The following is a 21,499-nucleotide window of genomic DNA, read 5'->3' as shown; positions in this document are numbered from 1 at the left end:
ATTAATCAACTATTGCGGTTGTTGATAGTGTACTACCATCCTCAAGGATTAGAGTAAGAGGTACCTTTTGGCCTTTAGTGAGTTTTTCTTTTAACCCTATTAACATTATATGCAACTCTTGGAATGATAAATCTACACTGTTATGTGGATATATTTCAATAGTTTTTATTTGTTTCATTACACGCTTATTACCAATTGTAACAAAATGATGAAGTTGGGTTTTTGTATCTATTGGAGAGTATGCAGCAATAATATCAACAGTTTTATTTCCGTTGTTTTTAATGTGCATTTTTATAGCGGTATCGTTATCACTTGGTTTTTCTACTTCAACATGGGTTATCTTAAGTTCACAAGACTCTATGTTGCATTCTTTTTTTAGTTCTTGAGTATTACTAAATCCAAAAGATGTAATTATTAGAAATGTAGAAATACTTAAAATAATTTTTTTCATATTCAATTAACCTTATTTATTGATAGATAGTTAAGCGCTCTTTCAATTATATACTCTGGTACTTGTTCATGCTCCGAGAAATAGATTTGATCGAGTTTTGTTGCGTTGGTCTTCATTATGTACACTGATGGAGTATGGTCTATTTTCAACTCTTTTGTCAAATTGTTATATGCAGAGTTAATATTTTCCAAATTTTGTAGGTACATGCTTATATAATTTTTATCAAATCCATTCTTAGATAAAGTTTCAGATATTGTTGTTTTGTCTTGGCTATTAGTTAGTATATAAATAGTAATATCTTTATTGCTGTTATGAACTTCAGATAAAATTTTATAGTTCTTCAAGCAATTAATCGATTGAAAATCACAGAATTGTATTATCGTATCTTCAGAGTTTAATTTGCCAATAACTGGTAACTTTGAAATTTGACTCGATAAATCATGAAGGTTATGAAAAGCTAGGTGTTTATTATACTGTGTGAAGGCATGCATATCACAAACTTCTTCATCTGGAGCGTGTTGTGGTAGTGCATAGCTTGCTGTAATGGAGAGTATAGCTATACTTATTAACATTGTGTATTTTTTAATCATGATATAAATATTCTTAATTATAGAGTGTTGAAGTTATACCTTAGTCCAAGGACAGCCATATTGACAATTATTTTTGCGCGGATCATCTCCTTGAGTCCAATAATTTGCCTTGTATGTTATGCCTTCAAGTGTTACAGGTTTGTCTTGTTCTGTATATACTTTATTTTTATCCCATGTCCCTTCAGGAGTCGGTTCAGGCTCTGGCTGTTCACTCATATCTTCCCATGCTGCGCTAGAGTATATTCCTAAAGGTTTATAGGCTTCACTGTTACACCAGCTAGGAACTTTACATTTAAATTCTTTATTATCAGATATTACTATCGTGCCTAACTCGTATGAACCAATGCCTTCAGGGTAAGTATAGTTATCTGATGGTGTCGGTTCTGGCTCTGGTTGAGGATCTTCACTGCTTCTAATGTCAATAGTCCAAGAGTAATTATCACCAGTATCAAGAGCTGACTTTATAGCGTATACTGCATTGGCATTCTTACTGTTAGATGGAGATACTTCATCATCATTTAAATAGCCTATTACAACCTTGTCTTTAACAGTAGATTTATCATTGAACTTTTTGGCTAAAGCAAACTGCCATTTCCCAATGTTTTTGTCTGTTATTTTTAAAGCTATTTTATCAATATCTGTATTACCTGATTTAACATTAGTTAAAAGGTTTGTTTTATTATTAAATAATCTAAATACAAGCTTATCTCCAACTTTTAATGATGGGATGTCGTAGATAACGTTGCTAGATTTGTTCATTGCTGCTATAGGTGCGAAATCGTAATGCTCTGGTTCTGGTTGTTGACCTTCCTCATGCTTGAAAGTGATATCGCTTACTTTGGCACTTTCTTGGCTGTTGATATAGATTATATTTTCATTGTTGTGTTGAGGCTCTATTTTATTTTTTGAGTTTAATTTACCTGCTTGAACAATGTCTGAAGAGCTGTTAATTTTTTCAGCAAGATCATATTGCCAGTCATTTTTGTTTTCTTCTGTAATTTCAATAGATTTTGAAACACTCTTACCATCTATGTTTGCTGAAAATAGTACTTTGTCACCAACATTTAAAACATACATTGGCATCTCTAAATATTTATTCCAATTTATTTCAACTGGTTGAGAATTTATAATGTCAATATCGCTACAGCTGTAGAATGCTTCTGCTGAGTCACTTCTTTGCCAGATACTATATATTACATGTGGACCATTAGATACAGTATTTGGTATCTCACATTTGAAACTTTCTACTTTTCCATCAATACCAGTTTGCATAGGAGAATTACCATCTGCACTAGGTTCGTATGTGCATAGGTGAATAAGGTTTGCTTTTGTAACCTCTTGACCAGGTTTCCAGCTATTATCTGTGATATATAAAGCTAAATATCCTTTACCAAATCCAAGATCATAAGCTGTTTTATGTGGTGCTGTTACAGAATATTTCATATCTTTTTGATCTTGGATATTTATTTTCGTTGCATGTGCTTCCCAGTTAATAGATGTGTCGTCTAAGATGCTATATTTTGAGTTTGCGCCACTACATACTCCTGAGCTAGAAGCTGCCGCCGCATGACTTCCTAATATATTGGCTGTTTGAGGGTTTTTGAATCGAGCGTTTGCATCACCCTGAGCAACTCCAGACCAGTCTGTCCATACTGCTTGTGCGCCTGCTGCGGCAATTGCTTTACATACTGGATCATCTCCGCCATCCCATGATGCAATATTCATACAATACATCTGTCTACTTTCAGGGTATGAAAGAGCGCCGTGTGCGAATGTTAGAGTCGGTGTTATAGCACTTAGAGTTAAGGCGCTAATTAATAATTTTTTCTTCATCTGATATTTCCCCACTAGAGTCTGGTAGTTTAGTATTTTGAATTTTGTGGGACTATTATATATCCAAATTAAGGTTATTTATTTGTTAGATATTAATAGTGCTTATCAAAAATTGATAAACACTATTTAAATAGGCTTTTTATGAAGGAGTTATTGTATCCTTAGATTTTGAGTAAGGCTCTAAAGAGTGCTTTTTAGTATCGGTTATGTTAAAATGTTGCCTATATGTTTTATCTTTGTTATAAGCGATAAGTAATGTCTATACCTACTAAAGAATCATCATCTATAAATATAGAAAAAGAACTGAAGCAATCTTACCTTGATTATGCTATGAGTGTAATCATTGGTCGTGCCTTGCCAGATGTGAGGGATGGTTTGAAGCCTGTGCATCGTAGAGTACTGTTTGCGATGAACGAATTATCTAATTATTATAATAGGCCATACAAAAAGTCTGCAAGGGTTGTCGGTGATGTGATCGGTAAATACCATCCTCATGGTGATACGGCAGTGTATGATACTATCGTTAGGATGGCACAGCCATTTTCATTACGCTATACATTAGTTGATGGTCAGGGTAACTTTGGTTCTGTTGATGGCGACTCTCCAGCTGCGATGCGTTATACAGAGATTAGAATGCAAAAGCTTACTCATGAGCTTTTAATAGACATTGACAAAGAAACAGTAGATTTTTCACCAAACTATGACAATACTGAACTTGTCCCAGATGTATTACCAACTAGAGTTCCAAATCTTTTGATAAATGGTTCTTCAGGTATTGCTGTTGGTATGGCGACAAATATTCCACCACATAATATGACAGAAGTTATCAATGGGACTATGGCTCTTATTGATAACTCACAACTTACGATAGAAGACTTAATTCAATATATTCCAGCTCCTGATTTTCCTACAGGATCTTATATAAATGGTACTGATGGTATTTTAGAGGCCTACAAAACAGGTCGTGGTCGTGTGATTATGCGTGCTAAGGCTGATATTCATGAAGATGAAGCTTCTGGCAAGTCGCAGATTGTGATTACAGAAATACCATATCAAGTAAATAAAGCTAAGCTTGTTGAAAAAATTGCAGAGCTTGTAAAAGACAAGAAGGTAACTGGTATATCTGAGCTTAGAGATGAGTCTGATAAGGATGGTATTCGTGTTGTAATTGACCTTAAGAGAGATGAGTCTCCAGAAGTTGTTTTAAATACTCTTTATGCACAAACTCAGCTTCAGTGTAGTTTTGGTATAAATATGGTTGCTCTTAGTGATAATAGACCTAAGTTACTGAATCTTAAAGAGATATTAGAGCAATTTATTAAACACAGAAAAGAAGTTGTTACGAGAAGAACAATTTTTGAGTTAAGAAAGTCAAAAGAGCGAGCGCATATTTTAGAGGGCTTATTACTTTCATTAGCAAATATTGATGAAATGATTGAGCTTATTAAGGCTTCTCCAAGTCCTGCTGATGCAAAAGAATCAATGCTTGCTAGATCATGGAATGGTTCTATGGTTAAGAGTATGCTTGAGGGAGTGGATGTTAAAATGTATCGTAAAGAAACATTAGCATCTCATTATGGTATTCAAGTAGATAGTTCTTATAATCTTACAGAAGAACAGGCTGAGGCAATACTTGCTTTAAGATTGCACAGATTAACAGGTTTAGAGCAAGATAAAATTACTAACGAATTTAAAGAACTTATTGAAAGAATTAAATATCTAATAGGTATTTTAAGTGATGTAAGTGAGCTAATTCGTGTTGTGAAAGAAGAGCTTGTTGAGATTAGAGATAATTATGGAGATGAGAGAAAGTCTGAGATTATTGTGTCAAGACTAGATCTTACAAGAGAGGATCTAATTACAGAAGAGGATATGGTTGTAACTCTATCAATGGATGGTTATGTCAAAACTCAGCCACTTAGCATGTATAATGCTCAAAAACGTGGTGGTGTTGGTAAGTCTGCAACTAAGACTAAAGAAGAAGATAGTATCTTTAAACTAATGCTTGCTTCAACTCATGACACAATGCTTTGTTTCTCTAGCTTGGGTCGAGTGTACTGGTCGAAAGTATACGATTTTCCTGTGGCAAGTAGAATTTCTAAAGGTCGACCTATCAATAATATTTTACCACTTGATAAGAATGAAAGAATAACCGCTTTAATGCCAATTTCTGAGTTTACGGAAGGCTGGTATGTGTTTATGTCAACTAAGCTTGGCAGGGTTAAAAAAGTTGATTTATCAGAGTTTGCTAGACCTCGTTCTACAGGTAAGATAGCTATAGGTTTAAATGATGGAGATGAGTTGTCATATGTAGCTCTTACTGATGGCAATAAGCAGATTATGATGTTCTCGGATGCTGGTAAAGCTATTCGTTTTGATGAATCAGATGTAAGAGCTATGGGGCGCTCAGCAGCTGGTGTTACAGGCATGCGTTTACACGATAATCAAAAAATAGTTTCTGTAATTGTGACAAATCCAGATGAAGGAGTAGTTTTAGCTGCGACTGAAAATGGTTATGGTAAGCGTACTGCGGTATCAGAATATCGTAAAACTAAACGAGCTAGTCAAGGTGTAATCGCTATATCAACTTCCGAAAGAAATGGTAAAGTTGTTGTTGCGGTTCTTGTCGATAACGATGAAGACATCGTGATGATTACGGATAATGGAACATTAGTTAGAACATCATCCGATCAAGTTAGAGAATGTGGACGTTCTGCTCAGGGAGTTAGACTTATTAATTTAAAAAATAATGAAAAACTCATTAGCTTAAAGGTAGTTAAGCAAGAAGATGAAGAAACTCATGATGATCTGGAGTTAGAGTCTTCAGAAGCGACAGAGCAGAGTGAATAAGTTATATGCTAAAGAAAACGGTAACTATATTAGGAGCTACAGGTTCAATTGGAGATAGTACTCTAGCCGTAATCAGAGAGAGTAATGATTTTGAGGTCTATGCCTTATCGGCTTTTAGTAATGTAGAAAAATTAGCGAAATTATGTAAAGAGTTCTCACCTAGATTCGCTGTTGTTTCAGATTTAGCGAAAAAACAACAGTTACAAACTTTGGTACCAAATGTTACTGTTCTAGTTGGTGAAAATGCTTTAGAAGAAGTTTCTAGTGCGTCAGAAGTGGATATGGTAATGTCTGCTATAGTTGGTATAGCAGGTCTTAGGCCTACTTTTGCTGCAGCTAGAGCAGGTAAAAAAATTCTGCTTGCGAATAAAGAGTCTCTTGTAACAGCAGGACATCTCTTAATTGAAGAAGTTGAGAAAAATAATGCTCAGCTTATACCTGTAGATAGTGAGCATAATGCTATATTTCAATGTATTGATAACTCCAGTAAGAAATATACAAAAGAAATAGACGAAATAGTTTTGACAGCATCTGGCGGACCTTTTAGGGATAAAGAGTTGAGTGAGTTGATAGATGTTACACCTGCTCAAGCATGTGCTCATCCTAACTGGCAAATGGGACGAAAAATATCGGTTGATTCATCAACAATGGTAAATAAAGCACTAGAAGTTATCGAAGCATATTGGCTTTTTTCTGTTTCAGCTGATAAAATAGGCGTTCTGATTCATCCGCAGAGTGTAATTCACTCCATGGTTAAATATGTGGACGGTAGTTATATAGCGCAGTTGGGTGTACCTGATATGAGGACTCCAATAGCTAATTCAATGTACTATCCAAATAGAGGGTCAGTTGGTGTTGATAAATTAAATTTCACAAAATATGAGCTCTCTTTTAGAGAAGCATGTTTTGAAAGATTTGAGGCTTTAAAAATAGTTTTTGATAATTTAAGTAATAAAAATTATGCAGCGAATATAGTTTTTAACGCTGCAAACGAAGTTTTAGTAGCAGCATTTTTAAATGAAAAAATTAAGTATTTAGATATTATAGAAGTAAATAAAAAAGTAACAAACGAGTTAATTTTTGAGAATCCAATAAGCATAGAAGAAGTTTTTGAAATAGATAAAAGAACTCGAGAATATGTGGATTCTATTTTGGGGTAAATTGAGTGTTTTTTTTGAGAAAGAAGTTTGTATTAGCCTCTCTTCTTATGGGTATTGCATTAAATGGCTGGGCAGATAATGACAGCTTTATATTAGACAATGTTTCCATAAAAGGATTAGAAGGTTTACAGAGTGATGTAGTGAAAAGCCGTATTGGCTATAAAAAAGGTAGCTATATTACTCCGGAAGATACAAATCAAATTATTAACAATCTTTATGGTACTGGGTTTTTCAACAGTATAGATTTATATCGTAAAGGTAGTAACCTTTTTATTAATGTCAAAGAAAGACCTATTATTGCTGGCTTTAATTTTACTGGGAATAAAAAACTTAAAAAAGAAGATTTAGAAAAAGTCTTTACTGATGCAGGTATATATGTTGGTAATGTATATAACCCTAATACGATGTTTTTACTTAAACAGTCTTTATTAAATCAATATTCTATGATGGGGTTATATGGTGCTGAAGTTAACGAAAATATTAGAAAACTTCCTAATAATAGGATAGATATTAATATCACTTTTAAAGAGGGTAAACCCGCAACAATAGACTCTATAAATTTTGTTGGTAATAAGAATTTTGATGATTCTGATTTGGGCAGTAGTATGGCTTTTCAAGTTCCATCTATATGGAATCTATGGGGCTTTTTGTCATCATTTGATAGTTATTCTCCAGAGGGTATGAATCAATCTGTTCAAGGTGTCACTAATTATTATCTTGATAGGGGTTATCTAGATTTTAAAGTTACTTCTAGACAAGCATCAATGTCAAAAGATCGTGAGCATTCATATATTACTCTTGATGTTGCTGAAGGTGAAGTATATAAGGTAGGAACTGTGACTTTAACAGGTAAGTTTATCTTGCCAAAATCTGAGTTAGAGTCTTTGATAAAAATTAAGCAAGGAGAGGTTTTTTCTAAAAGTAAGCTTGTTGATACTGTTGAAGGTATAAAAACACTATTAGGTAGTAAAGGTTATGCGTTTGCTACAGTTAATCCTATTCCTACAGTTGATAAGAAAAAACGTATAGTATCTTTTAAGTTTGTCGTAGATGCGGGTAAAAAAGTATATGTAAATCGAGTTAACTTCTTTGGTAATAATGTAACAAATGATTACGTATTTCGTAGGCAGTTACAATATTATGAACAAAGTCAATATAATAAAGAAGCAATAGATAAATCTCAAAGAAGATTGGATCAGTTACCATATGTTGCAGGTGCTGATATGGAGCTTGTACCTGTAGCAGGTTCTGATGATTTGGTTGATGTTAACTACAATATTAAAGAGAGGAATGCGAATTCAATTAGTGGAAGCTTAGGTTTCTCGGATTTATATGGTTTCATGATTGGTGGTAGGCTTAATATGCCTAACGTTTTTGGTACTGGTAATACCTTTAATCTTAATGCGCAATTATCGATTCCATTCCAACAGTTGGATATAAGCTATATTGATCCTTATTTTACTACTTCGGGCATTAGTCAAAGTATTTCAGCTTATATTAATAGATCAAACTTTGCAAAAACTAATGCTATTGCGGCGTATCGATTAGATACAATTGGTGCAAGGTTAATGTATGGTGTGCCAATATCAACATTTAGTAATGTTTCTGCAGGTATAACATTTGCAAATAACACTATTAATCAGTCGCAAGGCTTTGATTCATCTATTGTGCAGTGGTTTATACAGCAACAGGGTGGAAGAAATAACTTTAATGAGCCTGCTTTAACTGCTGGTTGGAGTTTTGATAACTCTAATAAATATATGTTTGCAACTGATGGTGGTTCATTTGATATTAACGGTTCTGTTAACATCCCTGTTATCAGTAATATCGAAGCTTATAAAATTGAGGTTGGTGGTAAATATAATATTGCAATACCAAATACTGATATGTCGGCACTAACAATCAGAGGCGGTGTGCAGTATGGTGGGGGTTATGGTGGCACTGCAGAACTTCCTTTCTATGAAAACTTCTACGGAGGTGGCTGGGGAAGTGTACGAGGCTTCTTACAAGGTTCTTTGGGTCCTCGAGATGTGAATTTACAAAATGGTCAAGTGGGTAATTCAATTGGTGGTAACCTTAATATTTATAATAACTATGATTTACTTTTTCCTGTGCCATTTATTAAGGATAGTTCAAAAATGAGGATAGGTGCATTTTTGGATATAGGTAATACTTATACTACTTATGATTTATCTGGTGTTGTAGCTCCTCAACCTCAACAACAAACAACACCGTCATTTACTAATCTTAAATATTCTGTTGGTGTAGAATTTAGATGGGCATCACCAATGGGACCTTTAGCTGTTTCTATAGCACAACCATTTAATGTTTTACCGGGAGATGTAACACAAGTATTCCAGTTCTCATTAGGGCAAAACTTCTAAAATAACGTATTTACATAAATAATTATTTAACTAAATCTAATACCAAAACGATTTAACAAGTTCTATAATATTATGTTAGAATCTATAGATGTATATATAAGAAAATTTAAGGGAGATCTTTAAAGATGAAAAAAGTTGTGTTATCACTGTGTGTTTTGGCTGGCGCTGTTACCGGAGTTTACGCGGATACTAAAATAGCTGTAGTTAACCCTGTAGAGATCTTCAATGATTCTGATTTGGGATCGGTTAGTGTAAAGAAAATGGAAAACGATTTAAAGCCAGAAGCTGCAAAACTCAAGCAAGAACAAAATGATATTATGCAACAAATGAGAACTCTTCAAGAAAATTCAGCTACTATGACAAAAGCTGAATTAGAGAAGCAGCAGCAGCAAATCCAACAAGAGCAACAAAATTTTGCTCAGAAGGCTCAAGTTCTTCAACAAAAAGAGTATGCAGCTAAAGATAAGTTATCCAAGAAATTCCAGGCATCGTTTGATAGTGCGGTGGCAACAATTGCTAAGCAAAAGGGTTATAATATTGTCATGACAACTCAGGCATTGGCTTATGTAAATAATGTGGATGATGTATCAAGTCAAGTAATTGAAATTATGAATAAGAACTCTTAATTATTGGGGGTTATGATATGTATTCTTTAGATTTTTTAGCTTCGAAGTTAGATGGTGAAGTCAAGGGTGATAAAAGTGTTGAGATAAGTAGAATAGCTACTCTAGAAAAAGCAGGCGTTGGTGATATTTCTTTTTGCACAAATCCTAAATATTTAAAAGCCCTATCTGAAACTAAAGCTTCTGCGGTTTTGATCACAGAAGAAGCATTAGGGTTTTGCAATACTAATGCGGTAGTGCTATCAAATCCATATATGGCTTTAGCTAAAGTTATGGAGCTTTTCGATAAATCACCGCAGCCAGATGGTAAAATACACAGTAAGGCTATAATAGCTTCAAGTGCTATTATAGGTGAGAATGTGACTATCGGAGCAAATGCCGTTGTTGGTGAAAATGTTGTTATTGGTGATAATGTATTTATTGGTTCATGTGCAACTGTTGATGAAGGTACTAAAATTGGTAGTGATACACTTATAAAAAGTAATGTATCTATAGCTCATGACGTTGAAATTGGAGCTAATTGCATAATACATCAAAATGCAGTTATTGGTTGTGATGGGTTTGGTAATGCTAGAGATGATGATGGTAGTTGGACTAAAATCCCTCAATTAGGAAGAGTTATAATTGAAGATGATGTTGAGATTGGTTCCGGAACGACAGTCGATCGAGGAGCTATTGATGATACCATTATTAAAAAAGGCGCGCGTATTGATAATTTAGTGCAGATAGCTCATAATGTAGTCATTGGTCGTAATACTGCTTTGGCTGGTGTAACGGCAGTTGCTGGAAGTACAACTATAGGAGATAACTGCTTGATAGGAGGACAGTCTGCGATAACAGGTCACATAAGTATTTGTGATAATACAATTATTGGTGGAGCATCTAATATAGGCAAGTCAATTACTCAACCAGGAATGTATTACGCTGCGTTTGAAGCTAAACCAAGAATTCAGTGGGGACGATTTGTAGCAAAGCTGTCTAAAATCGACAATTTGATAAAAAAAGTAAAACAACTAGAAGATAAATTAAATAAGTAAGGATTATTGCATGAGCCAGTTTGATGAAAAAAATAAGCATATAGATGTAATGGGGATTAGAAAGATTTTGCCTCATAGGTATCCTTTTGCTCTTTTAGATAAGATTGTTGATTGGAGTATTGAAGATAGAACGATCGTAGCTCATAAGAATGTAACTATAAATGAAGACTTTTTTAATGGACATTTTCCAGAATTTCCGGTGATGCCTGGAGTTTTAATCGTTGAAGCTATGGCTCAAGCGACTGCTATACTTGGTGAGTTGATGGCTGAGACTTTATTTGCTCATGTTGTTGCTAAGGCCGGTGGTGGAAGAAGAACATTTATGTTAGCAGGTATTGATAAAGTAAGAGTAAAGAGACCAGTTGTTCCTGGGGATGTTCTAGTTATTGAGTCGCGCATGGTTAAGCAGAAAAATATTATTTGTACAGCTGAGTCTGTAGCTAAAGTTGATGGGCAAATAGTTTGTTCAGCTGAGTTAATGGCAGCATATAAGGATTATTAATTGTGATACATAGTTTGGCAGTAGTACATGAAAGCGCCAAGATAGCCGAAAGTGCTATAGTAGGGCCATTCTGTGTTATTGGAGAAAATGCTGTTGTTGGTGAGGGTACTGAACTAAAAAGTCATGTTACCATCGGTGATAATACGGTAATAGGTAAAAATAACCGAATTTTCCAGTATGCATCAATTGGTGATGATCCTATTGATTATACTTATAGGAAAGGAGACTTTTCTCAAGTTGTTATCGGCGATAATAATATCATTAGAGAGTGTGTCACTATACATGGTGGTACATCAAAAGAGACAGGTGTAACAGCAATTGGTAATAATAACCTTATTATGTGTTATGTACATATAGGGCATGATTGTAAAGTTGGGAACAATGTAAGTCTTGTTAATGGTGTTGGTCTTGCGGGTCATGTTCATATTGATGATTTTGTTATTCTGAGTTCAAACGTTGGTATTCATCAGTTTTGCCGTGTTGGTAAGCATGCATTTATAGCTCATGCTGCCCTTGTCGGAAAAGACGTTCCTCCATATTTAATGGTTACAGCCGTAACGGCAGGAGCTACTCCATGTGGTATCAACACAGAAGGTCTTAAACGAAGAGGATTTACGCCGGAACACTTAAAGAAAATTAAAGAAGTGTATAAAGTGCTGTATCGAAAAGGTTTGATGATCAAAGAAGCTTTTGAGGTTATTAAAGAAATGGCAGATGAAGAACCTGTATTAGAACCGTTTGTTGATGTGATAAGCACTTCACGTAGAGGTATACTGAGATAATGAGAATAGGCATTGTAGCTGGAGAACTTTCAGGGGATCAGTTGGGTGCAACTCTTGTTGAAGCGCTAAAGAAGAAATATCCAAATGCTAAAATTGAAGGCATTGGAGGACCTAAAATGGAGGCGCAAGGTTTTAAAAGTTTGTATCCTATGGATGCTCTGTCATTAATAGGTTTTCTCGAAATTCTTTCAAAAGGTCTTGGTATATTAAGTATACGCAAAAAAATAATAAATTACTTTAAGCAAAATAGGCCAGATATATTTATTGGTATTGATGCTCCGGATTTTAATCTTACAGTAGAAAAAAAATTAAGAGCAAGTGGTATTAAGACTATACATTATGTAAGTCCTAAGATATGGGTGTGGAGAGAGTATCGCATCAGAAAAATCAGAAAGGCAACTGATAAAATTCTAGCAATTTTACCCTTTGAAGTAGAGTATTATAAAAAAAGGCATAATTTTGAGGCAATATATGTAGGTCATCCACTTGCTAAAAATATACCTTTAGATATTGATAGATCAAAATGTAAAAAGCGTTTAGGTCTTGAAAATGTAGAGCTACCAATATTATCAGTATTGCCAGGAAGTAGAACTACTGAAGTAACTAGATTGTTGCCATTATTTTTAAATGCTATAGAAAAGCTACAAGAGTTTGGATATGAGTTTAAGGCTATTATGCCACTAGCCAAATCATCTCTTAAACCAATATTTGATCAATATGATTCACAAATCAAAAGTTTAGGAATCGAAGTTTTTGAAACAAACTCTCATGATGTATTGAAGGCTTCAGATTTAAGTTTATTAGCTTCAGGAACTGCAACTTTGGAGGCTATGTTATGTAAATTACCTATGGTGGTTGGTTACAAGCTATCTAGGCTTTCAGCGTTTATGGGTAGAATTCTTATTCGTGGGCATAGTTACTGGGCTTTTCCAAATATTTTGCATGGAAGTGAGATAATAAAAGAATTGATCCAAGAGGATTGTACGGTAGATAATCTTTTTCATGAATTGAAAAGATTGTTTGATGATAAGCAAAGAAATGATTATATAATTCAAGAATTTAAAAAAATTCATCAAGATATGGTTGTTGATACAGAAGAAAAGATCATAGAAGTATTGGATGCAATTATAGAAAAATCTTAATTTTTATGATCTATAAATATATAATACATGAGTATGAAAAACACCGCAGGTACTAAATAAATGACATTGATATTAGCTTTAGTTTTAATTTTAGTGATCTTAATTATAATAGATTTATTTCGTAAGAGTTTGAGAGTTAGGCAGAAAGATATTTTAGCAAATATTGAGCATGCAAATAGCCAAGAGCTTGTGAGTCAAGCTAAAAACTCGCCAGATAAGGCATATGTTGAAGATGTGCAACGTGAATATCCATTATTAAGAGATGGCTTTTTGCTTATCTATTTTGAAGCAGCGCAATCTATGCAAGTGAAAGATTTAGCAACATTTTTGAAATATTATGGTATTAAATTTACAGATGAAAAAGTTTTTCAAAAAGTAAACTATAAAGATGTAATTTTTAGTGTTTTACCTGATAGTGAAGAGCAAGTGTTCGCAGCAGCTAATGACGGAGAAGTCAAAGGCGTCATAGCCGTAATGAACTATAGAAAACTAGCTAACATAGGTTATGATGTTAAAACATGTTATGAGCTTATGCTTGATATACTTGAGGCTTTAAGTAAATCGTTTAATGGTATTCTGATGAATGAGCATAAAGTTAGACTTACAAAAAAAGATAAACAAAATTATTTAGCGGCTATACTGTAATTATTAGAGTAAAAAAATTGTCGGGATATGTAGTCGTTTAATTTTAAATCCATAGTTTTTCTTAGTATTTAATCATTAAAATTCGAATAATTTAGACCTTTAAAATCATTTTCAGAAAAGTGTTTCCCAAATATAAATATTGTTTTTAGTAAATTATTATAGAATTCATTTAATGGGAAAATATTTTGGTGGGCCCAGTAGGACTCGAACCTACGACCTACGGATTATGAGTCCGGCGCTCTAACCAACTGAGCTATAGGCCCAAAACTATAGATAAGATTATATTTCAAATATAATCTTTAGTCAATAGCTATTTTGTATAAGTTGTTGTTATTTGTAAATTTTTGATGAAGTTCCTACGATAAGGGGATCTGGAGCAATTGCTACTTCTGGGTCTTTGTTATCATAGTCTATACTATTTAATATGTATCTAATGGCATTTATCCTTGCGCGTTTCTTGTCATCGGACTTTACTATTACCCATGGAGCATAAGGTTTATCTGTATATATAAACATTCTTTCTTTAGCCTCAGTGTAATCATCCCATTTATCTAAAGAGGCTTTATCAATTGGGCTAAGCTTCCATTGTTTTAGAGGATGGTTTTCTCTAGCAGCAAATCTATCTTTTTGTTCCTGTTGGCTTACGGAAAACCAGAACTTGATGATTATGGTGCCACTATCAACTAGCATTTTTTCAAGTTGTGGTGCTTGTTCTAGAAATAAGAAATATTCTCTCTCTGTACAGAAACCCATAACTCGTTCTACACCAGCTCTGTTATACCAAGATCTATCAAAAAGTATTATATCTCCTCCTGATGGAAGATGCTCAATATATCTTTGAAAGTACCATTGATTTCTTTCTCTTTCGGAAGGTTTTTCTAATGCTATTACTTTAGCACCACGCGGATTTAAGTGCTCCATAACTCTTTTTATTGTACCACCTTTCCCAGCAGCATCCCTTCCTTCAAAAATAATTAGAACTTTTTTATTATTTTCTTTAACCCATTTTTGAAATTTTAATAATTCTATTTGTAAATGATGCTTTTGCTTTTCATATACTTTACGAGGGATCTTATGTTTGTATGGGAATATATTTTCGACAAAGAGTTTTTGGCGTTCTTCTTGACTTAAGACTTTCATATAAAAATTGACTAATATTTCACCATAGACAATATATTACCATATAGGATGAATATTCGCTAAAGAGATTAGTTTTTTACTGGTTTAATATTAAGTTTGAGACTAAATAATATATAAAAGATCGAAAAAATTAATATTATTAATATGAAAGGGGTTGGAGTTTTTATTGGATACATTAAGACGGCTAGAAATGTAGAAATGGATGCAAGCATTGTAAATATAAAAGTAAATGTTTTTATAAATTTACTTTTACTTATGTGCTCTGTTCTTGATAAGTAGATATATTTTATCGGAACAAATGAAAATATAGAAAGTACAATTATTACAGTTTCATTGATCCATTGAGGAGACTGAAAACATAACATATACATCGCCATCACATTCCAGTAACTAGGAAAGCCAACAAAAAAGTGATCATCAGTTTTTGCATTAGTTTGACAAAACTGATATGACGATGAAATTGTTATCATTACAACTACAGGGATTAACCATTCTTGTGAGACTATGCCGGAGACATATATCCAAATACAAGGAACAATAGAATATGTTGTGAAATCTATAATATTATCAAGTAATGCGCCGTCTAGAGGAGCTAATTTTTTGATATCTACTAGTCTAGCAAGGCTACCATCAATAGAGTCAATAAAGATAGCCATAATTATACTAAACATTGAAAGTTTAATATAATAGTGGTGAAGATCTATCTGATTTGTTACAGTAGCCTTAGCAGCTTCTATAGAAAAAATGATGGCAAGTATACCAAAGACCGCACCTAATGAAGTAAATAGATGTACTAGCCAAGCATAAATTTTTTGTATTATCTGCATAGTATTATGTGTTTTAAAATTTGTCACAAAATAAATAATTACAAAATTGTAACAAAAATAGTTAATAGTTTCTATTAATAACTAATTCAATAAGTTTTTCTAAATTTTGTGTCGGAATATTTCTGTTATATAATTCGGATAATAATTTTTTAATTTCATCTTTTTTATGGTGTAGGTACTTATTCGCCTCATTAAGTCCCATTAGTGACACATAGGTGGATTTGTTAGCATCTATATCTTTCGCACTAGTCTTACCAAGCTCTTCTGTGGATTTTGTGACATCTAGAATATCGTCTTTAATTTGGAAGCATAATCCAATTAAATCAGAAAGTTTTGTTAAAAGAGTTTCAGTTTTAATATCGTTATATTTTGAGATTATATAAGGTAGTATAATGCTTGCTCTAAACATTTTTGCAGTTTTATTTATATGAAGAATTTCTAACTCTTCTAATTTTAGGTTTTGATTTTCGCCATCTATATCTAATTGTTGTCCTCCAACCATACCTTCTAAGCCACAACATTTCGCAAATATGATATTAACTTTTCTTAGCTTATGTAAATCTTCTATATCTAAAGTGTTAATAATCTCAAATCCTAGTGATTGTAAGGCATCTCCAGCTAGAATTGCTGTCGCTTCGTTAAATCTTATATGACATGTAGGCTTACCTCTTCGTAAGACATCGTCATCCATTGCTGGAAGATCATCATGTATGAGTGAATATGTATGTATACACTCTATAGCAAATGCAATTTTATGACAGTCTTGAATGTCTATGTTAAGTGTCTCACCTAATGCATATACAAATTGAGCACGTATTCTTTTGCCACCACTAAAAAAACTATATTTCATAGCTTCTTTGAGTTTTTCAGAAGGTGATTTTATGTCGCAAAACAAATTTTCTGCAAAAAGGTTGAAATTTTCTAATGTAGTATTAATACTCATAAGAATTTCGCTATATTATTATATTGTTTTTCTAGAACATCACTATGAGCCTCAAATGTCTTTAGAGCGCCTTGCGACATTTGCGCTAAATACTCTTTATTGTCTAGTAATTTAATTACGTTATCAGCGAGGTCGGTATGATTTTTGACTCGTACTAGTGCTCTATTACGGATTAATTCTTTTGAGATTTGACTAAAGTTATAAAGGCTTGTGCCACTTATAATTGGTTTTGCAAGAGCTGCAGGCTCTAATAAATTGTGACCTCCATTATCTATTAATGTACCACCCACAAATGTGATAGTTGAGATATAATATAAGTGCAATAACTCTCCCATAGTATCACCTAAGTATATCTGAGTGTGATTGAAAATCTCATTAATACAAGAAGATCTTTTTTGGTAAGAAAATCCTTCGTTTATGATGAGTTTTTCTACTTTTTGGAAACGTTCTTTATGTCTTGGTACTATTATTAATAGACAATTTGGATGAGTAATTAATATTTCTTTATGAGCGGCAAGTATTATCTCCTCTTCTCCTTGATGAGTGCTACCAGCAATCCATGCTGGTCTACCGTGTATACTTTGCTTTATATTAAGCATTTTATCTTCAAGGTTTTCAGGAGCTATAAGATTGTATTTTAGATTTCCAGTTACTGTAACTTTTTCCTTATCCACTCCCAATGAACAGAATCTTTTTGCATCTTTTTCTGTTTGAGCATTTATTTGAGCGATGTTTTTGAATAAGAAATCTTTACCAAAAGGTATTTTGGTGTAGTTTCTCATAGATCTTCTTGATAAGCGCGCATTTGTTATTATTACGGGAATATTTTCAGCAAAACATTTATTTAGTATATTGGGCCATATCTCTGTTTCGATGATTACAAAAGCTTTGGGGTTAACTTTTACAAAGAAACTATTTACAAATGGTATTGTGTCATAAGGAATATACATGTGATGTACATTTTTATGTTTGCTGTAGAGATTTTTGACAACATCACTGCCTGTAGGTGTTGTAGTTGTTATGACAAAATTTTCATTAGGAAAGTTTTTAAGTAATTCTCTTACTAGAGGTTCTGCTGATACAGTTTCACCAACAGATACAGAGTGAATCCAGATACAATCTTTCAAACGAAGTTTGGTTTGAGCAAACCTTTCTCCCCATCTTTGCCTATAGCTACTATTCTTAAGACTTCTTTTAAGCTTTTTTAGATATATGAAAGGGATGTATATGATAAATAAGCTTGAGTATATATGAGCAAGAGAAACGTACAGTATTCTTTTTAAATGTTCCACACTTTTACCTGAAAGCTTACTTATCTAGTAGATTACTAATTTAATGGTTTTATTTTAGCATATAAGACAAAAATTTATATCATCAGAGATAAAAAAATACACTGGCTTTATATTTTATTGATGATTTTACTAAGTGCTATAGCTCTGTGACTAATTCTATTTTTTTCATCATTTGGTAATTCTGCTAAGGTTTTTTGTAAATTAGGTAAAAAAAATATAGGATCGTATCCAAAACCATACTCACCAGAGCGACTATGCGTAATTTCGCCATCTAAGAAACCATATTCTACTATTGGGGTGGGATCTGTTTCACTTCTAACATAAGCTAAAGCACAGACAAAGCGCGCAGTACGATTATTATTGTTTTTTAGATTAGTTAGTAATTTTTGTATATTGGCATCATCATTGCCATGCTCATCTGCATACCTTGCAGAGTAAATGCCAGGGTCACCTGCTAATGAAAATACTTCAAGTCCAGAGTCATCAGCTATTGCAGGTAGTCCTGTATTTTTTGAGCAATGTCTTGCTTTGATGATAGCATTTTCAATAAAGCTAAGGCCTATTTCTTCAGCATCACTAATATTGAATTTTGTTTGGGGAATTATTTTGATATTTTTTTGCTTAAATATCTCAATAAATTCCTTGATTTTTCCTTTATTACTTGAAGCTAAGACTATTTCTTTCATTTGTGTGTTTTTTTAAGTTTTGTATTTGTCTATATATTAGCAATAATTATTTCAAATGTTATAGTTATATAACTATAGAGTAAAAATATAGAGATATTATTTATGAAAGTATGTTTTATTGGTGGTGGTAATATGGCTGCTGCAATGATCGCAGGAATGGTTAATCATGGCTATGATGGTCAGGATGTTATCGTTTTTGATAGAAATGAAGATAAAAGAGAAAATTTAGTTAGTCGATATGGGATATGGTCTTCGGACTCTTTAGTAGAGTCAATCGCTATAGCTGATATTATTATTTTAGCTGTAAAGCCACAAGGTATGATTAGTTTAATCAAGGATATTAGAGATCATACTAGAAATGATCAGACAATAGTTACGGTAGCAGCAGGCATCAAAACTAATGATTATGAGAGAATGTTTGCTAAGAATATTTCTTTCGCAAGGACTATTCCTAATACGCCTAGTAGCTTAGGCTATGGTGCTACTGGAATATTTTTTAATAAAAATATTAGTGATGATGATAAGTCAGAAGTTATTAATATTATGAAGACAATGGGAGAGGTCGCTGTAGTTGAAAAAGAAGATGAGATTGATGTTATTGCAGCTATAGCAAGTTCTGGTCCAGCATATTATTTTCAATTTATGGAACATATGGTCAATGCTGCTGTCAAAAGAGGGTTGGATAAACAACAAGCTGAAAAGCTTGTTGCTCAAACGTGTCTTGGTGCTGCGCAGATGGCTTTGAAGAGTGACGAGGATATGGCTACTTTAAGAAAAAATGTAACATCTAAAAAAGGTATAACTTTTGAAGCGTTGTATATTTTTGAGAAGTTTGATCTTGGTGGAATTGTTGATAATGCTATACAAGCAAATATCACTAGAGCAGGGCAGCTGGCTCAAGAATTTAGTTCGGAAATCTCTTAATTAGAGCCCTCTATTTTGGTTGAGATTTTGTGTACTTTATAATTTAAAATAAATATTTATTTTATGTATCTTATGCTATATACTTGGTTTGATAAGTATTTTTTATAAGTTTTATAACAGTATAGGTGAGTTTATGAGGCTATTATTGGCTGAAGATGATCTTAATTTAGGCGAAGGCTTGTTAGAAGCATTGCAAAAAGAAGGTCTTATTGTTAACTTGGTTTCTGATGGGGAAGCTGCGCAAACTTTTATAGAGTCTGGTTTATATGACATAGTTGTTCTTGATATAGGTATGCCAATTAAGACCGGTCTTGAAGTTCTTAGAAATGTTAGAAATAAAGGTATCAAAGTACCAATTATTCTTTTAACAGCTCGAGATGGTTTAGAAGATAGAATTAAAGGCTTAGACTTAGGTGCTGATGATTATCTTACTAAGCCTTTTGAGCTTAAAGAGTTAGTGGCAAGAATTAAAGCGATATCTCGCAGAATAGATACAAGATCTGGCAAAAGTACTAAAGAAGAAATTAAGTTTGGCGACTATAGCTTTAATCCTAGTTCTGAGACAGTAACTAAAGATGGTGTTATTATTCCAGTATCAAAAAAAGAGCTAGCCCTTTTGGCTATTCTGGTACAAAACGCAGGTCGTGTTGTACCGAAAACGCAGCTTTTAGAAGAAGTGTACTCTACTGATAAAGAAATGGATACTAATACTCTAGAAGTACATATGCATAATCTAAGGAAGAAAATCAATATTCCAAACTTTATTCAAACAATCAGAGGTGTTGGTTATTTTGTTCAAAAGGATAAAGTAGTTAAGTAATTTCATGGAACTATTGAATTATATCTTAAATCTAGGCTTTACTTTTTGGCTGTTGTTTTTAACTATTTCAAGTGGTCTAATCTATTTAGTTGACTTACTCTTTTTTCAAAGAACAAGGTTAAAACCTTATGCAGAAGGATTAAAGGGTCTATCTAAGAAGCAAAAACGTCAATTTTATAAAGATAATAGTCTTAAAGCTCCATTGATAGCAGATCAAGCTAGGTCTTTGTTTAGTGTGTTTTTGGTGGTTTTTTTGCTTAGAACATTTCTTATAGGAAATTTTCTTATTCCTACAGCATCTATGACACCAACACTACCTGTTGGAGATTTTATATTTGTCAATAAAGCTGCTTACGGTATTCGAGCACCTTTTAGTAATGAAACTCTAATAAAAACAGGGGAACCTAAAAGAGGCGACATTTTAGTATTTCATTTTCCAGTTAATCCAAGTGTAGATTTTGTCAAAAGAGTTATTGGCGTACCTGGAGATGTTATTTCTTATAAAAATAAGATGTTAACTATTAATGGTAAAAAACTTGAGTATACAAATTGTGATAGGGATGCGGTCAATTATTATAATCAATCATTAGCTAATGGCGGTGGTGACACAGTTTGTACCGAAGATCTTGATGGTATTAAACATCAAGTTGATTGGATTGAGTCTGTAAATGGTACTGACTTTGAAGACCTCAAAGTACCCGCTGGACATTATTTTGTGATGGGAGATAATAGAGATAACAGCGAAGATAGCCGTTATTGGGGCTTTGTTCCTGAGAAAGATCTTGTTGGTAAAGCCAAGATTGTATGGATGAGTTGGGATAAGGTTGATAAGAAAGTTCGCTGGAGTGAAATAGGTAAGGTCTTTTAA

20 protein-coding genes and 1 tRNA gene are annotated in these 21,499 nt (G+C 33.3%); 12 read left to right on the top strand and 9 right to left on the bottom strand.

The genetic code is table 11. The annotated features are described in order from the left end of the window. Nucleotide 1: 1 nt before the first annotated feature. From ACKTR7_RS06355 to ACKTR7_RS06345, 3 genes are read right to left on the bottom strand one after another with little or no spacing between them, the layout of a single operon-like run. Nucleotides 2–451, bottom strand: a complete 450-nt coding sequence (locus ACKTR7_RS06355) for a copper chaperone PCu(A)C (RefSeq protein WP_407877525.1) — start codon at nt 449–451, stop codon at nt 2–4. Between the two features lie 2 nt (nt 452–453). Further along, nucleotides 454–1,041, bottom strand: coding sequence for a hypothetical protein (locus tag ACKTR7_RS06350; protein WP_407877524.1), 588 nt, complete (start codon nt 1,039–1,041; stop codon nt 454–456). Between the two features lie 33 nt (nt 1,042–1,074). Beyond that, nucleotides 1,075–2,874 (bottom strand): lytic polysaccharide monooxygenase, encoded by a 1,800-nt coding sequence (locus ACKTR7_RS06345; protein WP_407877523.1) that lies wholly within the window; start codon nt 2,872–2,874, stop codon nt 1,075–1,077. 255 nt (nt 2,875–3,129) lie between these two features. Here ACKTR7_RS06345 and gyrA point away from each other — a divergent pair, with 255 nt between their 5' ends. The 9 genes from gyrA (at nt 3,130) to ACKTR7_RS06300 (ending at nt 13,999) form a co-directional block, all read left to right on the top strand. Next, nucleotides 3,130–5,724, top strand: coding sequence for a DNA gyrase subunit A (gene gyrA, locus ACKTR7_RS06340; protein ID WP_407877522.1), 2,595 nt, complete (start codon nt 3,130–3,132; stop codon nt 5,722–5,724). Nucleotides 5,725–5,729: 5 nt separating this feature from the next. Further along, nucleotides 5,730–6,884 (top strand): 1-deoxy-D-xylulose-5-phosphate reductoisomerase, encoded by a 1,155-nt coding sequence (dxr, locus tag ACKTR7_RS06335; protein ID WP_407877521.1) that lies wholly within the window; start codon nt 5,730–5,732, stop codon nt 6,882–6,884. A 5-nt stretch (nt 6,885–6,889) separates the two neighbouring features. Further along, nucleotides 6,890–9,268 carry an outer membrane protein assembly factor BamA gene (gene bamA, locus ACKTR7_RS06330; protein WP_407877520.1) on the top strand — a complete coding sequence of 793 codons (2,379 nt, stop codon included), beginning with the start codon at nt 6,890–6,892 and terminating at the stop codon, nt 9,266–9,268. Between the two features lie 125 nt (nt 9,269–9,393). Then, on the top strand, nt 9,394–9,894 hold the full coding sequence (locus ACKTR7_RS06325; RefSeq protein WP_407877519.1) for an OmpH family outer membrane protein: 501 nt from the start codon (nt 9,394–9,396) through the stop codon (nt 9,892–9,894). A 17-nt stretch (nt 9,895–9,911) separates the two neighbouring features. Then, a complete protein-coding gene (gene lpxD, locus ACKTR7_RS06320; RefSeq protein ID WP_407877518.1) occupies nt 9,912–10,928 on the top strand; it encodes a UDP-3-O-(3-hydroxymyristoyl)glucosamine N-acyltransferase in 1,017 nt (338 codons plus the stop codon). Between the two features lie 10 nt (nt 10,929–10,938). Next, nucleotides 10,939–11,430, top strand: coding sequence for a 3-hydroxyacyl-ACP dehydratase FabZ (gene fabZ / locus ACKTR7_RS06315; RefSeq protein WP_004287222.1), 492 nt, complete (start codon nt 10,939–10,941; stop codon nt 11,428–11,430). Between the two features lie 2 nt (nt 11,431–11,432). After that, complete coding sequence (lpxA, locus tag ACKTR7_RS06310; RefSeq protein ID WP_407877517.1) at nt 11,433–12,212, top strand: acyl-ACP--UDP-N-acetylglucosamine O-acyltransferase; 780 nt, start codon at nt 11,433–11,435, stop codon at nt 12,210–12,212. Further along, the gene (gene lpxB / locus ACKTR7_RS06305) at nt 12,212–13,354 is read left to right on the top strand and encodes a lipid-A-disaccharide synthase (protein WP_407877516.1); all 1,143 of its coding nucleotides are present in this window, start codon (nt 12,212–12,214) and stop codon (nt 13,352–13,354) included. The genes lpxA and lpxB overlap by 1 nt, the downstream gene beginning before the upstream one ends. Before the next feature lie 60 nt (nt 13,355–13,414). Further along, nucleotides 13,415–13,999: a cell division protein ZipA C-terminal FtsZ-binding domain-containing protein gene (locus tag ACKTR7_RS06300; RefSeq protein ID WP_159184534.1), complete on the top strand. Its 585-nt coding sequence runs from the start codon at nt 13,415–13,417 to the stop codon at nt 13,997–13,999. 186 nt (nt 14,000–14,185) lie between these two features. Here ACKTR7_RS06300 and ACKTR7_RS06295 read toward each other — a convergent pair. The 6 genes from ACKTR7_RS06295 to rdgB form a co-directional block, all read right to left on the bottom strand. After that, nucleotides 14,186–14,262: transfer RNA gene (locus tag ACKTR7_RS06295), tRNA-Ile, on the bottom strand. Between the two features lie 67 nt (nt 14,263–14,329). Then, on the bottom strand, nt 14,330–15,139 hold the full coding sequence (gene ppk2 / locus ACKTR7_RS06290) for a polyphosphate kinase 2 (protein WP_004287226.1): 810 nt from the start codon (nt 15,137–15,139) through the stop codon (nt 14,330–14,332). Between the two features lie 68 nt (nt 15,140–15,207). Continuing rightward, nucleotides 15,208–15,966, bottom strand: a complete 759-nt coding sequence (locus tag ACKTR7_RS06285; RefSeq protein WP_044526765.1) for a CDP-alcohol phosphatidyltransferase family protein — start codon at nt 15,964–15,966, stop codon at nt 15,208–15,210. A 61-nt stretch (nt 15,967–16,027) separates the two neighbouring features. Then, complete coding sequence (locus ACKTR7_RS06280) at nt 16,028–16,909, bottom strand: polyprenyl synthetase family protein (protein WP_407877515.1); 882 nt, start codon at nt 16,907–16,909, stop codon at nt 16,028–16,030. Then, entirely contained in the window at nt 16,906–18,201 is a 1,296-nt protein-coding gene (gene waaA / locus ACKTR7_RS06275) for a lipid IV(A) 3-deoxy-D-manno-octulosonic acid transferase (RefSeq protein WP_407877514.1), read from the bottom strand. The genes ACKTR7_RS06280 and waaA overlap by 4 nt, the downstream gene beginning before the upstream one ends. A gap of 107 nt (nt 18,202–18,308) precedes the next feature. Further along, entirely contained in the window at nt 18,309–18,887 is a 579-nt protein-coding gene (gene rdgB / locus ACKTR7_RS06270) for an RdgB/HAM1 family non-canonical purine NTP pyrophosphatase (RefSeq protein WP_407877513.1), read from the bottom strand. Between the two features lie 102 nt (nt 18,888–18,989). Here rdgB and proC point away from each other — a divergent pair, with 102 nt between their 5' ends. The 3 genes from proC to lepB all read left to right on the top strand — a co-directional run bounded on the left by proC (nt 18,990) and on the right by lepB (nt 21,499). Continuing rightward, the gene (proC, locus tag ACKTR7_RS06265) at nt 18,990–19,811 is read left to right on the top strand and encodes a pyrroline-5-carboxylate reductase (RefSeq protein WP_407877512.1); all 822 of its coding nucleotides are present in this window, start codon (nt 18,990–18,992) and stop codon (nt 19,809–19,811) included. A gap of 133 nt (nt 19,812–19,944) precedes the next feature. Beyond that, nucleotides 19,945–20,631 (top strand): response regulator QseB, encoded by a 687-nt coding sequence (gene qseB, locus ACKTR7_RS06260; RefSeq protein ID WP_004287232.1) that lies wholly within the window; start codon nt 19,945–19,947, stop codon nt 20,629–20,631. Nucleotides 20,632–20,635: 4 nt separating this feature from the next. Continuing rightward, nucleotides 20,636–21,499 carry a signal peptidase I gene (gene lepB / locus ACKTR7_RS06255; protein WP_407877511.1) on the top strand — a complete coding sequence of 288 codons (864 nt, stop codon included), beginning with the start codon at nt 20,636–20,638 and terminating at the stop codon, nt 21,497–21,499.

The organism is Francisella sciaenopsi (assembly GCF_045862875.1).
Lineage (GTDB): Bacteria > Pseudomonadota > Gammaproteobacteria > Francisellales > Francisellaceae > Francisella > Francisella sciaenopsi.
Note: the sequence above shows the minus strand (reverse complement) of the source record. Positions and strands in the feature narration are given on the sequence as shown.